13 protein-coding genes are annotated in these 13,474 nt (G+C 67.5%); 12 read left to right on the top strand and 1 reads right to left on the bottom strand.

Annotated features, from left to right (window positions below):
- Positions 1-275: 275 nt before the first annotated feature.
- The gene (locus G6N43_RS02820; protein ID WP_083155847.1) at positions 276-1,073 is read right to left on the bottom strand and encodes an SDR family NAD(P)-dependent oxidoreductase; all 798 of its coding nucleotides are present in this window, start codon (positions 1,071-1,073) and stop codon (positions 276-278) included.
- A 190-nt stretch (positions 1,074-1,263) separates the two neighbouring features.
- Here G6N43_RS02820 and G6N43_RS02825 point away from each other — a divergent pair, with 190 nt between their 5' ends.
- The 12 genes from G6N43_RS02825 to G6N43_RS02880 are packed head-to-tail and all read left to right on the top strand — an operon-like array spanning position 1,264 to position 13,471.
- The gene (locus G6N43_RS02825; protein WP_083155849.1) at positions 1,264-2,031 is read left to right on the top strand and encodes an enoyl-CoA hydratase/isomerase family protein; all 768 of its coding nucleotides are present in this window, start codon (positions 1,264-1,266) and stop codon (positions 2,029-2,031) included.
- Positions 2,028-2,831, top strand: coding sequence for an enoyl-CoA hydratase/isomerase family protein (locus tag G6N43_RS02830; RefSeq protein ID WP_083155851.1), 804 nt, complete (start codon positions 2,028-2,030; stop codon positions 2,829-2,831). The genes G6N43_RS02825 and G6N43_RS02830 overlap by 4 nt, the downstream gene beginning before the upstream one ends.
- Positions 2,828-3,613 (top strand): enoyl-CoA hydratase/isomerase family protein, encoded by a 786-nt coding sequence (locus G6N43_RS02835; protein WP_083155853.1) that lies wholly within the window; start codon positions 2,828-2,830, stop codon positions 3,611-3,613. Before G6N43_RS02830 ends, G6N43_RS02835 begins: the two co-directional genes overlap by 4 nt.
- Positions 3,610-4,860, top strand: a complete 1,251-nt coding sequence (locus G6N43_RS02840; protein WP_083155855.1) for an aromatic ring-hydroxylating oxygenase subunit alpha — start codon at positions 3,610-3,612, stop codon at positions 4,858-4,860. Before G6N43_RS02835 ends, G6N43_RS02840 begins: the two co-directional genes overlap by 4 nt.
- Before the next feature lie 8 nt (positions 4,861-4,868).
- Entirely contained in the window at positions 4,869-5,384 is a 516-nt protein-coding gene (locus G6N43_RS02845) for an aromatic-ring-hydroxylating dioxygenase subunit beta (protein WP_083155959.1), read from the top strand.
- 8 nt (positions 5,385-5,392) lie between these two features.
- Positions 5,393-5,626, top strand: a complete 234-nt coding sequence (locus G6N43_RS02850) for a hypothetical protein (protein WP_083155857.1) — start codon at positions 5,393-5,395, stop codon at positions 5,624-5,626.
- A complete protein-coding gene (locus G6N43_RS02855) occupies positions 5,623-6,831 on the top strand; it encodes an acetyl-CoA C-acetyltransferase (RefSeq protein WP_083155859.1) in 1,209 nt (402 codons plus the stop codon). Before G6N43_RS02850 ends, G6N43_RS02855 begins: the two co-directional genes overlap by 4 nt.
- Positions 6,828-8,156, top strand: a complete 1,329-nt coding sequence (locus G6N43_RS02860) for an OB-fold domain-containing protein (protein ID WP_083155861.1) — start codon at positions 6,828-6,830, stop codon at positions 8,154-8,156. The genes G6N43_RS02855 and G6N43_RS02860 overlap by 4 nt, the downstream gene beginning before the upstream one ends.
- Positions 8,146-9,339, top strand: coding sequence for an acetyl-CoA acetyltransferase (locus G6N43_RS02865; protein WP_083155863.1), 1,194 nt, complete (start codon positions 8,146-8,148; stop codon positions 9,337-9,339). Before G6N43_RS02860 ends, G6N43_RS02865 begins: the two co-directional genes overlap by 11 nt.
- Positions 9,340-9,368: 29 nt before the next feature.
- Positions 9,369-10,229, top strand: coding sequence for an SDR family oxidoreductase (locus G6N43_RS02870; RefSeq protein ID WP_083155865.1), 861 nt, complete (start codon positions 9,369-9,371; stop codon positions 10,227-10,229).
- A 3-nt stretch (positions 10,230-10,232) separates the two neighbouring features.
- Positions 10,233-11,846: a class I adenylate-forming enzyme family protein gene (locus G6N43_RS02875; protein WP_083155867.1), complete on the top strand. Its 1,614-nt coding sequence runs from the start codon at positions 10,233-10,235 to the stop codon at positions 11,844-11,846.
- Complete coding sequence (locus G6N43_RS02880; protein ID WP_083155869.1) at positions 11,843-13,471, top strand: class I adenylate-forming enzyme family protein; 1,629 nt, start codon at positions 11,843-11,845, stop codon at positions 13,469-13,471. The genes G6N43_RS02875 and G6N43_RS02880 overlap by 4 nt, the downstream gene beginning before the upstream one ends.
- The last annotated feature ends 3 nt before the right edge of the window (positions 13,472-13,474 follow it).

The following is a 13,474-nucleotide window of genomic DNA, read 5'->3' on the forward strand; positions in this document are numbered from 1 at the left end:
ACGGCAGCATGCAGTCCCATGCCGGCGGCGGTGGTGGGGGCGGTGGTGGCGCCTGGGCATTCGCGGTGACGACCACGCCCAGATTCGAGACTGAAGCCAGCGCGACGGCGGCAATCAGAATTCTTTTGATCCGCAGTGACACAGACGACACGGTGCGGGTTGTCATGAAACTCCCTACTGGATAGCCAGCGATCCTCGGCCCGGCCCCAGCCTCCGACGATCGCGAGCGTCCAGTCCATCCCAGAATTCTGGGATGCTGCTGCGACCAGACCCCCTTAGGGCATCGTGTAGCCGCCGCTGACCGAGATCATCTGCCCCGTCACCTGCCGTGCCGCCCGCGGGGAGGCGAACCACAGCACCGCCCGACCCACGTCCTCTGCCGTGGTGAGCCGACGCATCGGGGTGTCCTTGAGCATGAAGTCGATCTGCTTGGGGTTGAACACCTCGTCCTGACCGACCGCCCACAGACTGGTCGCGCCCACGGCATCCGGCCCCTCGGGAATCACCAGACCGGGGCAGACGATGTTTGACCGGATCCCGTGCCTGCCGTGCTCCCGTGCGGTGGTGCGGGCCAGTGCCACCATCGCCGCTTTGGAGGCGCCGTACACACCCTGGCGGATCTGGCCGAACGCGGCATCGCTGGCGATGAACACCAACGCGCCCTCGCCGGCGTCCTTCATCGGCCCGATCGCGGCCTGGGTGGCGGCCAGCGCGCTGAAGAAGTTGATCTCGATGGTGCGTTGCCACTTGTCGCGGTCGGTATCGGTGGCGACGAAGCCCGGCACGCTCCAGCCCGCGTTGTTCACCAGCACGTCGATGCCGCCCCACTGCTCGACCGCCGCGCCGACCACCGATTCTGCGGCGCCGGGGACGGTCAGGTCGGCGATGACGATCTGCACGTCGGCCGCGCCGCGTTCCAGCGCTTCGCTGCGCACCTTCTCTGCCTGCGGTTCGTCGATGTCGTTGATGACGATGCGGGCGCCCTCCGCGGCGAACTCATGGACGATCCCACGCCCGATGTTCGATGCGCCGCCGGTGACGACCACGCGCGAGTCCTTCAGTCCCAGGTCCATGTCCGTTGCTCCTCGCCGCGTGGTTGAGTAAAACCCCATCGTTGGTTTAACCTAGATTAGAAATTGAGATTAAATTTGTCCACCACCCCTCAGGAGCCCATATGACGTCGCTCGACGGCAAGGTCGCGGTCGGGACTCGGTCCGGCGACGTCACCGGCGCAGTCATCGAGGTCGGCGGCGGGAGATGCATGTGAGTGCGGTCGCGGTCGCAGTCGACGGATCGATCGGGCGGATCACCCTCAGCCGGCCGGACCGGATGAACTCGGTCACCACAGCGCTGGCCGCCGAACTGGAAGAGGCCCTGACGGATCTGGGCCGACGTGACGACGTCAACGTCATCGTGATACGCGGATCCGGCGGAAACTTCTGTGCGGGTGGTGATTTCGACGAGGTCGAGCGGTTGCGCGCCGCCGGGGCAGAGGCGCTCAAGACGTTGTTCGTCGCGTTCCGGCAGGCTTGCGCCAAGGTCGCCGACGTCGCGGTACCCGTCGTCGCCGCGGTGGAGGGAGTCGCCGCTGCAGGCGGATTCGAGCTCATGCAGGCCGCCGACATCGTGCTGGTCAGTGAAACCGCGCGGATCAGCGACAACCACATCCGCTTCGGGATGATCCCCGGCGGGGGTAGCACCGCGAGGCTGCCCAGGCTCATCGGTCGGCAACAGGCGATGGGAACGCTGCTGTCGGGGGACCGGCTCTCCGGCAGCGACGCCGTCACCCTGGGCCTGGCCTACCGCGCATACCCGCAGGAGACCTTCGACGCGGGGGTCGAGGCGTTCCTGGAAGCGCTCGCCGGCCGCAGCCGTCGCGCTGTCACCACGATCAAGCACCTCGTCGACAGCGGATTACGCGGAACTCTCGACCAGGCGCTGACCAACGAGGTCGACGCCGTCGTCCAGCACATCATCGGCAACGGCGCAGCCAGCGCCGCGGAGTTCGACTCCAGGAAGGCCCGTACGTGACCACCACCACCGACGCGCACGTCCTACTCGCCGTCGACGAGACCGGTATCGCGCGACTGCACCTCAACCGGCCCGACATCTCCAACGGGCTCAACGTCGAGACCCTCAAGGCGCTGCACGACGCGATCCTGCAGTGCCACGCCGACCCGTCGGTCCGCGTGGTCCGGCTCAGCGGCGAGGGCCGAAACTTCTGCGCCGGCGGCGACATTCACACGTTCGAATCCAAGGGCGAAGCGCTCCCCGACTACCTCCGGGAGGCGACGGCCTGGCTGCAGCTCGCCACCGCGGCGCTCATCCAGCTGCGGGTTCCGGTGGTGACGTCCGTGCAGGGATTCGCCGCAGGCGGAGGCGGACTCGGACTGGTGTGTGCCTCCGACATCGTCGTCGCCGCCCGCTCAGCCAAGTTCTTCTCCGGCGCGGTGCGCGTTGGGATGGCCCCAGACGGCGGTTCATCGGTCACCTTGACCCAGCTGGTCGGTCTGCGGCAGGCACTTCGCATCCTGCTGACGAACCCGACCCTGAGTGCCGACGAGGCCGCCGACATCGGGCTCATCACCGAGGTCGTGGACGACGAACTGCTCACCGCCCGCGCCGACGAACTCGCCACCCAGCTGGCGGCCATGCCCACCCTGGCGCTGTCGGCGACCAAGCGGCTGGTCTGGACCGGCCTCGGGGCACCGGTGGAGGCGCGCCTGGCCGAGGAATCCCGCACCGTGTCCGAACTGTCCGGCACCGCCGATGCGCTGGAAGGGCTACGCGCGGTGATCGAGCGCAGGCCACCGAGGTACACCGGCAAATGACCGTACTGATCGAGGACCAGGGCGCGGTCAGGATCCTGACGATCAACCGCCCCGAGGTCCGCAACGCCATCGACATGCCGCTGCGTATCGCCCTGCGCGAGGCGCTGGAGGCCGCGGATGCCGACTCGTCGGTGCGGGCCATCGTGCTCACCGGCGCCGGAACCGTGTTCTGCTCCGGTGGGGACATCTCGACCATGGAGCGGATGGACACCGAAGCCGCGACCGAGCGCGCCGAATTGGCGCAGGCGGTGATCCGGGCGATCTGGGCCACCCCCAAGCCCGTCCTGGCGGCCGTGGAGGGCGCCGCCTACGGAGCGGGCGCCTCCCTGGCCGCCGCATGCGACCGTGTCGTCGCCGCCACCGACGCCCGGTTCGCCACGACGTTCACCAACGTCGGCCTTGCCGGCGACATGGGAGTGTTCGTCTCATTGCCCCGCCGCATCGGCATTCCGAAAACGCGCCAAATGCTGACGCTGGCAACGCCTGTCGATGCTCAGCAGGCCCTCGACTGGGGTCTGGTCGACGCGCTGGCCGAACCGGGCGCGGTCCTTGACGCGACACTGGAGGACGGCCGCCGGTTGGCCGAAAAGCCAGCCGAAGCACTCGCGGTCATCAAGGCGATGCTCAGCGAGGCACCCACCCTGAGCCCGTCCGCCGTTCTGCACCGGGAGGTCGTGCACCAGGCGCGGCTGTTCGGCAGCGACGACTTCGCAGAGGGCATCGCAGCCTTCCGCGAGAAGCGCCGTCCCATCTTCGGACAAACCCAAGGAGTGCGCGCATGACATCGGTAGTCGGCAGTCGGTACGACCAGTTGATCCAACGCGATCGAGTGCACGGGTCGCTGTACACCGATCCGACGATCTTCGCCGAGGAACTGGAGAAGATCTGGTACCGCTCTTGGGTTTTCGTCGGCCACGAAAGCGAAGTACCAGAACCCAACGACTACGTCCGCAAGAAACTCGGGTTGCAGGACATCATCATGACCCGCGACCGGGACGGGCAGGTCCACCTCCTGCTCAACCGGTGCTCGCACCGGGGCAACCAGGTCTGCGACGATGCGAAGGGCAATTCGGGAACGTTCCGCTGCCCGTATCACGGATGGACGTTCCGCAACAACGGCGACCTGATCGGGTTCCCGTTCTTCAAGGGCTACGGCGAGCGCAAGCTCGATCTCCCGATGGGCCGGGTGCCGCGGATGGATTCCTATCAGGGCTTCGTCTTCGGCAGCTTCGCCGCCGACGGCCCGAGCCTGATCGAGCACCTCGGTGACGCGGCAGGGGAGATCGACCGGCTGGCCCGGCTGTCGCCGGAGGGCAAGGTCGAGTTGAACGCCGGCTGGCTGCAGCACCGGTCCCGCTCGAACTGGAAGATCCCCGCCGAGAACGAAACCGACGGATATCACCCGCAATTCGTGCACGGCTCCATCTTCGGGGTGACCGGCAGCACCATCGGGCCGCTCTACAGCGACTCGTCGACCGCCGTCACCCGCGACCTCGGCAACGGGCATAGCGAGAACGACCTGCGTCCGGAGTTCCGCAAGCACGCCACGCCGATGCGGTGGTTCGGCACCACCGAATCGCGCGTGCCCGACTACGTCGCGGCGATGCGCGCAAGGTATGGACAGGACGCGGAGCGAATCCTCATCGAGGGCGCACCGCACGTGATGATCTTCCCGAACCTGTTCATCGCCGAGATCCAGGTGTTCAACATCCAGCCGGTCGCGGTGAACGAATGCGTGCAGTACTCGACCGCGGTGCAGCTCGCCGGTGCCCCGGAACTGAACCGGCGCATGGTTTCCCAGTGCATCGGGTCGGTGGGCCCCGCGGGCATGCTGCTGGCCGACGACACCGAGATGTACGAACGCAACCAGCAGGGGCTTGAGGCCCGCACGCCCGAATGGCTCGACATCCGTCGCGGGCTGAACCGCGAATACATCGACGAGCGTGGCCATCCCGTCGGCACCGCCACCGACGAGACCGGGATGCGTGCGTTCTGGTCGCAGTACAAGAAACTGATGGAGACGCCGTGACGACCGCGATGAGCACCGATCTGGTTCCCGTCCCCGAGGAGTACGACCGCGTCGAGGTCGAGCAGTTCCTCTACCGTGAGGCCCGCTACGCCGACGAGAGCGACTACGACGCATGGGAAGCGCTGTGGACCGACGATGCGCTGTACTGGGTGCCCGCCGGTAGTGCGGACGCCGATCCCAACCGGCAGATGTCGATCATCTTCGACAACCGCAGCCGGATCTCGACCCGCCTGAAGCAGACCCGCACCGGCCGCCGTTACGCGCAGGCTCCGCCGTCGAACCTGCGCCGGCTCATCACCAACATCGAATTCCTCGGCGGACGCCCCAACCCGCTCGGTGGGGTCGACCTGGAGGTCGGGGCGAACTTCCTCGTCCTCGAGTCGCGCGCCCGCGGGAACGAGATATGGGGTGGCCGTACCACCTACCGAATCCGACGCGAGAACGGCGAGTTGCGCCTGGCCTACAAGAAAGTGGTCCTCGTCGACAACGACAAGCCGATCCCAACCCTGGGGTTCCTGATTTGAGGCTCGATATGGGTATTCATCACGATCCGACGCACGGGCCGGTCATCGGCAGCGAGTTCGCGGAGGTATCGGTGACGTTCGACGTGGCGGGCAACTCGCCGCGGCTGCGACTGGAGGATTTACGCACCGGCCGGGTGCGGTTCCTGGACGCACTCGAACTGGAGAGCATCGTGTGGCTGTCTGAGGAGCGGCTCGAGAGCCTGCTCGATCCGTCGGCCGACCGTTGGCGGGGCGACGCATGAGAAGGGCCGCAATTGTCGGGCCGCTGCGCACCGCTGTCGGTGGATTCGGTGGCTCCCTGCGACCGCTGCGCGCTGAGGATCTGGCCGCGCAGGTCGTCAAAGCCGTTGTCATGCGCAGCAATATCGATCCTGCGAGCATCGAGGATGTGGTGTTCGCTCAGTCCTACGCCAACTCCGAGGCGCCGTGCATCGGCCGGTGGGTGGCACTGCACGCCGGGCTCCCGGTGAGTGTTCCCGGGCTGCAGATCGACCGGCGGTGCGGCGGTGGGCTCCAGGCCGTCATCACGGCAGCGATGACGGTGCAGACGGGCGCGGCCGACGTGGTGCTTGCCGGTGGTGTCGAGTCGATGAGCAACATCGAGCACTACACCACCAGCGTGCGGTGGGGCGCCCGATCCGGCAACCAGACGCTCTACGACCGGCTCGACCGTGGCCGCGAGATGTCGCAGCCGGCATGGCGTTTCGGACCGATCAGCGGAATGATCGAAACCGCGGAGAACCTGGCGACCGACTACAACATCAGCCGCGAAGCCGCCGACGAGTTCGCGGTGCGCAGTCATCAGCGCGCCGCCGCGGCACAACGTTCCGGGGTCTTCGCCGACGAGATCGTCGCCGTCGAAGTTCCGCAGCGCCGCGGTGATCCGGTCATCTTCGACACCGACGAGGGCGTCCGCCCGGACACCGATGTCGAGACGTTGTCGCGGCTGCGCACCGTTGTTCCCGGCGGCACCGTGACGGCGGGCAACTCCAGCCAGCAGAACGATGCCGCCGCCGCGTGCCTCGTGGTCTCCGAAGACCGCCTCGAGGAGCTGGGTCTGGAACCGTTCGGGTTCCTGGAAGGGTGGGCCGCTACCGGCTGCGAGCCGTCTCACATGGGCATCGGCCCGGTCAACGCGGTGCAAAAGCTCTTCAGCAGAACCGGATTCGGCTTCGACGACCTGAACCTGATCGAGATCAACGAAGCCTTCGCCGTTCAGGTATTAGCCGTGCTGTCCGGGTGGGGCATCAAGCTCGACGAGGTCGACGACCGCCTGAACGTCAACGGATCCGGCATCTCACTCGGGCATCCGATCGGCGCCACCGGAGTGCGAATCCTCACCACGATGCTGCACGAACTGCGTCGGCGCGGCGGCGGACTGGCCCTGGAGACCATGTGTATCGGCGGCGGCCAGGGTATCGCCGCGGTGTTCCGGAGTGTGTCATGAGGATCGGGCTGCTGAGCTACGCGACGTACGTGCCACGGCACCGGCTGGGCCGCCGCGTGATCGCCGGCTACGACGAGGACTCAACCACCATGGCCGTCGCCGCAGCCACCGCAGCGCTCGCCAACCAAGCTGCCCCGCATGCGGTTCTCTTCGCTACCAGCACGCCCGCCTACGCGGACAAGACCAACGCCACCGCCATCCACGCCGCGCTCGGACTACCCGAGCAGATACTGGCAGCCGACCTCTGCGGCACCGGTCGCAGCGCCTTCGCCGCGATCGCTTGGGCCGCACAATCGGGCGGTCTGGCGGTGAGTGGCGACGTGCGGGTCGGCCGGCCCGGGTCCGCCGACGAGAAGTCCGGCGGCGACGGCGCAGCGGCGCTGCTGTTCGGCGACGGTGAGCCCATCGCCGAGGTGCTGGGCACCGCATCACGTACGGAGGAGTTCCTGGATCGTTGGCGGGCACCGGATTCGGTGACCGGGCAGCAGTGGGAGGAACGCTTCGGGGCCGAGCGATATACGCGGCTGATTCGGGATACGGCCGCCGATGCGCTGAATGCCGCCGCCATCACCGATGCGGACCACGTCGCACTGGTCTGTCCGAACACGGCCATCGTCAAGCGCGCCGCCACCTTGGTCAAGGGGCAAAAGTCGGTGGTCACCTCACCGGTCGGCTTCAGCGGTGCCGCCGATGCCGCGATCGCCCTGAGCGCCGCGCTCGACGCCGCCGATCCGGGTGACACCATCCTGGTGCTGTCAGCCACCGACGGGTGTGACGCCATGGTGCTACGGGCCACCGGAAAGCTACCGTCAGCGCGGCAGCGGGTACCCCTTGCACAGCAATGCGAGGGTGGGTTGCCGGCGCCTGCGCTCACCTATCTGTCCTGGCGCGGGCTGGTCGAACTCGAGCCGCCGCGTCGCCCCGAACCGGACCGGCCGGCGGCGCCGCCCTCCTCCCGAGGCGCGGGATGGAAGTACGGCCTCACCGGAACACGCTGCCAAGACTGCGATTTCGTCCACATCCCGCCAGCCAGGGTGTGCCGGCGTTGCGCTGCCGTCGACCGGATGACGCCGGCTCCGGTGGCCGGGCTGGAGGGCACCGTCGTCACCTACACCGTCGACCGGCTCGCGTATTCACCGTCGCCGCCGATGATCCAGGCCGTCGTCGACGTCGACGGTGGCGGGCGCTGCACGGTGGAGGTTGCCGACGCCGATCCGGACGCGCTGCACGTCGGTGCCCGGGTGCGGTTCAGCTTCCGCCGCCTGTTCACCGCCGGCGATGTCCACGACTACTTCTGGAAGGCGGTGCTCACCAGTGGCCAGTAACGGGATCGCGGGACGGGTCGCGGTGATCGGCATGGGCTGCAGCCGATTCGGAGAACGGTGGGACGCGTCGATCGAGGATCTGGTACTGGAGGCCTACACCGAGTGCCTCGACTCGGCGGGTATCACCCGCGATGACGTCGACGCCTACTGGCTGGGCACCCTGAGCTCCGGAATGTCCGGGCTGACCCTCAGCCGTCCACTCGGCTCCGACGACAAGCCGGTCACTCGTGTGGAGAACATGTGCGCCAGCGGCTCGGAGGCGTTCCGCAACGCGTGCTACGCCGTGGCCGCCGGCGCCTACGACGTCGTCATGGCGGTAGGGGTCGAAAAGCTCAAGGACTCCGGGTTCTCCGGGCTGCTGCGCCAGGACCCGCCGGGCGACGGCACGGCACCCGAGATCTCCATGACCGCACCCGCGGCGTTCTCGATGCTCGATCCGGCCTACTGCGCCAAGTACGGCACACATCCCGACGAGATGCGGGACGCGATGACCCACGTGGCGTGGAAGAACCACGACAACGGGTCGCGAAACCCGAAGGCGCAGTTCCGGTCACCGGTCGCCAAGGAGACGATCGCCATTGCCGCAAAGGTGGCGGGCCGGCTCGGCGTCTTCGACTGCTCCGGGGTCTCCGACGGCGCCGCATGCGCCTTGATCGTCCCGGCCGACCGGGCCCACGAGTACACCGAGACACCGATGTATGTCTCGGCGTTGTCGTTGATCGCCGCATCGGGCCGCGGAGCGCTGGATCCGGCGTATGACTACACCAGCTTTCCCGAAGTCATCAGGTCCGCCAAAGATGCCTACGCACAGGCCGGAATCGACGATCCTCGTACGCAGCTGTCGCTCGCCGAGGTCCACGACTGCTTCACCCCGACCGAGATCGTGCTCATGGAGGATCTCGGGTTCACCGCACCCGGTCAGGCCGTGAAGGACGTGCTGGCAGGCGAATTCGACGCCGACGGCCGCCTGCCGGTCAACCCCGACGGCGGATTGAAGAGCTTCGGCCATCCGGTCGGTGCGAGTGGTCTACGCATGCTCTACGAAGCGTGGCTGCAGTTCCGCGGCCAGGCGGGGGAACGCCAACTGGCCGACCCGCATACCGCCCTCACACATAACCTCGGAGGCCGGCCCGGCGGCTGCGTGTCCTTCGTCTCCGTGGTCACCCGCGAACGCAAACACTAGACCCATTTAGAAACAGAGGAGTTCGAGCAGTGCCAGGTGTAGCAGACAGAGTCGTCATCGTCACGGGAGCCGGAGGTGGCCTCGGCCGCTCGTACGCGCGCTTCCTTGCGTCGAACGGCGCGCTCGTCGTCGTCAACGATCTCGGCGGTGCCCGCGACGGAACCGGGTCGGGTACCAGCATGGCCGATTCGGTGGTCGAGGAGATCCGCGCCGCCGGTGGCCGCGCGGTCGCGAACTATTCGTCGGTGGCCACCGCTGAGGGCGCGGCGGAGATCGTCGAGACCGCGCTCAGCGAGTTCGGCGCGGTCCACGGCGTCGTCAGCAACGCAGGCATCCTGCGCGACGGCGCCTTCCACAAGATGACCGACGAGAACTGGGATTCGGTGCTGAAGGTCCACCTCTACGGCGGTTTCAACGTGATCCGCGCGGCGTGGACCCACTTCCGGGAACAGCAGTTCGGCCGGGTCGTGGTGGCCACCTCCACCAGCGGGCTGTACGGAAACTTCGGGCAGGCGAACTACGGCGCCGCCAAGGCGGGTCTGGTCGGGTTGATCAACACCCTCGCCATCGAGGGTGCGAAGTACAACATCACCGCCAACGCCATCGCGCCGCTGGCCGCCACCCGGATGACCGCCGACATCGCACCGCAGGAAGTGCTGGACAAGCTCGATCCGGAGCTTGTCGCCCCCGCGGTCGGCTACCTGGTCAGCGAGGAGAACCACGACACCGCTTCGGTTTTCGTCGTCGGCGGCGGCCTGGTGCAACGGCACGCGCTGTTCCAGAACGACGGTGTCACCTTCTCCGCACCGCCCACGCTGGAAGAGATCACCGGCCGGTGGAGCGAGATCAGCGATATGGCCAACGCCAAACTCGGTACCAACCCGGTGTAGCCGGTGACCGTCGAGCGTTGCCTGCAGCAGTCGTACTGGCCGGCCGACCGCACAGTCGATCTGGTACAGGCGTCGGTGGGAGAGGTACTGGCACAACGAAGTGCCGAGTACCCGGACCGGCAGGCACTCGTCGGGACCCGGCACGGTACCGGGGAAGAGGTACGGCTGTCCTACCGGCAGCTGTACGACGAGGCAACCCGGGTGGCGACCGCACTGTCGCGGCTCGCCACCCGGGGTGACCACGTCGCGTTGTGGGCGCCGAACGTCGTGGAATGGCCGATCATCCAGTACGGCGCTGCGTTGGCCGGGATGGTGTTGGTCGCCCTGAACCCGGTGCTCCGCGACGCCGAACTGGAATACGCGCTCACCCATTCGGGCGCCAAGGTGCTGCTGCACGCCGACGTCAGTCGCGACTACCGGATGGCCGAGGTCGCCGAGCGCGTCTGCGCGGGAATCCCAGGTCTGCAACGGATCTCGTTGTCCGCCGACGAATGGCGAGCCTCCGAGCCGGATCCCTCGGCGGTCGCGCAGGTCGGCGCCGACGACATCGCGATGCTGCAGTACACCTCCGGAACCACCGGCCGTCCGAAGGGCGTCCTGCTCACCCACCAGGCGTTGGTGAACGTGGCGAAACTGACCCTGACCGCGGCGGAAGCGCCCCAGGGCGCGGTCTGCGTCAACCCGTTGCCGATGTTCCACACGGCCGGATGTGTGATCGCCACGCTGGGCCCGCTGTGGCTGGGCGGCACCGCGGTGCTGATCGAACGGTTCACGCCGGCAGACGCGCTGGCCACCCTGCACGCCGAACAACCCGATGTGCTGTTCTACGTCCCCGCGGTCCTCGACGCCCTGCTGGCCGCGCAACGGGCGGCGGACACTCCGGGCTCGCAGATCGCGATCATCATGGGCGGGGCGGCCCTGGTTCCCCCGACGATGATCGACGGTGCCACCGAGGTTTTCGGTGCCACCGTGCTGAACCTGTTCGGGCAGACCGAGCTGGCGCCGGTGTTGTCGATGACCCGTCCCGGCGACAGCCGTTCGGAACGCCTCACCACGGTGGGACGTCCGCTGCCCCAGGTGGACTGCAAGATCGTCGATCCGAACACCGGGGCCGTGGTGGCGTTGGGCGAGCCGGGGGAGATCTGTGCGCGGGGCTACCAACAGTTGGTCGGCTACCTCCACGATCCGGCGGCGACGAAAGCGGCTGTCGATGCCGATGGATTCGTCCACACCGGCGACCTGGGTTCGATGGACGAGCGCGGAAACCTCACCGTCACCGGCCGGCTCAAGGACATCATCATCCGCGGCGGAGAGAACATCGCGCCCGCCGATGTCGAACAGCAGCTCGCCGGACATGACGCGGTGACCGACCTCGCGGTGGTCGGCATCCCAGACGACCGGTGGGGCGAGGTCGTCGCAGCGGTCTTCCGGAGTGCGGGGGAGCCCGAAGCCGTGAAGAGAACACTTGTCGCCCAGGCACAGTCGCGGCTTGCCCCCTATAAAGTGCCGTCCCGGTGGTTCGTCACCGACACCGAGTTTCCGGTCACACCGACCGGGAAGGTGCGCAAGTTCGAGCTCCGCGACGCGGTACTGCGTGGTGAGTTGCAGGAGTTATGAGAACCGTCGCGGAGATCGAGGAGTGCCGGCAACAGCTGCGTGACAGATTTCCGGTGTGGCAGCCGCGCAGCCTCGCCGGTTGGCTCGACGAGTGCGCGCGTCGGTACGGTGCGCGGCCCTTCGTCATCACCGACGACGTGACGCTGAGCTACGCCGATGTCGCCGAACAGTCGCGCCGCATCGCGGCCGGCCTGGTCGAGCTCGGCGTCGTGCCGGGCGACCGGGTCGGCATGGTGATGGCCAACTATCCGGAGTTCGTCACCGTGAAGTTCGCCATCGCCCGCGCAGGCGCCATCGCCGTGCCATTCAACTATCTGTACCAGGCGACCGAGCTCGGATTCGTGCTGGACGACTCCGGTTGCCGGGTGCTGGTGACCATGACGGGGTTTGGGACGCTCGACTACCAGGCGATGTTGGATCAGATTGCGCCGCAGTGGGATAGCGATCTGGCAGCGTATCGCGTCGTGTTGCTCGACACCGACGGCACCGCGCGCCCGGGGGTGCGCACCGTCGCCGATCTGGTGGCGACCGCTGGGCCGGCACCGGAGCTCGCCGTGGCCCCGGATGCGCCGGGCGACATGTTGTACACCTCAGGGACGACCGGATCGCCGAAAGGCGTGCTGGTATCGCACGACAGCGTGCTGCGCACCGCGTACGCGTCCGCGTTGACCCGCGGCTATCAGGACGGTCGCCGAATCCTGTTCTCGCTGCCGTGCTATCACATGTTCGGCTACGTCGAGGGTCTGCTGTCGGTGATGTTCGTCGGTGGAGCCATCGTGCCGCAGCCGTCCTTCTCCGCCGAGGGTTATTTCGCCGGGATCGAACGGCACCGGGCCAATGACATCCTGTGCGTACCGACCATGGCGGTTGCGATGGTGCAGTCGACGGCCCGCCGCGACTATGACCTCAGCTCGCTGGAGGCGGTGCTCTGCGGATCGGCGCCGGCGCCGATCTGGTTGTGGCAGCAAGTGGAACGTGACTTCGGCGTGGACGAGATCGTGACCGGTTACGGGATGACCGAGTGCGGCGGGGCGATGACGCTGACCCTGCCCGAGGACCCCCTGCACCTGACATCGGAGACGGTGGGCCGCCCGAAGCTCGCGGGCGCCGCATCGGTTCCCGGCACCGACGCGTTGGTCGTCTACGAGTCGGTCGACGGAGAACTGGTGTCCCACGGGCCAGCAACGATGCTCGGCTATTGGAACCGCCCTGCGGAGACGTCTGCGGCGCTGCGCGACGGCCGGCTGTTCTCCGGCGACCTCGGTGTGGTGCGCGCGGACGGCTATCTCGAGCTGACGGGCCGCAGCAAGGAGCTCTACAAGAGCGGCGGCGAACTGGTGATGCCGAAGGAGATCGAGGAGCTGCTGCAGCGGCATCCGGGAATCAGCCAAGCATTCGCGTTCGGACTGACCGATGAACGCTGGGGCGAAATCGGTTGTGTAGTCGTCGTTCCCGCGCTGGGTGCAGAGCTGACCGAGACGGACGTGCTCGAGCACTGTCGCGGCAACCTCGCGCGATTCAAGGTGCCCAAGCGGGTGGTGTTCTACGACGCCGATGCGCTGCCGACAACCCCGACCGGTAAGGTGCAGAAGTTCCGATTGGTCGAGGAGGTCAGCAGATGCTGACGG

The organism is Mycolicibacterium moriokaense (assembly GCF_010726085.1).
Classification (GTDB): Bacteria; Actinomycetota; Actinomycetes; order Mycobacteriales; family Mycobacteriaceae; genus Mycobacterium; species Mycobacterium moriokaense.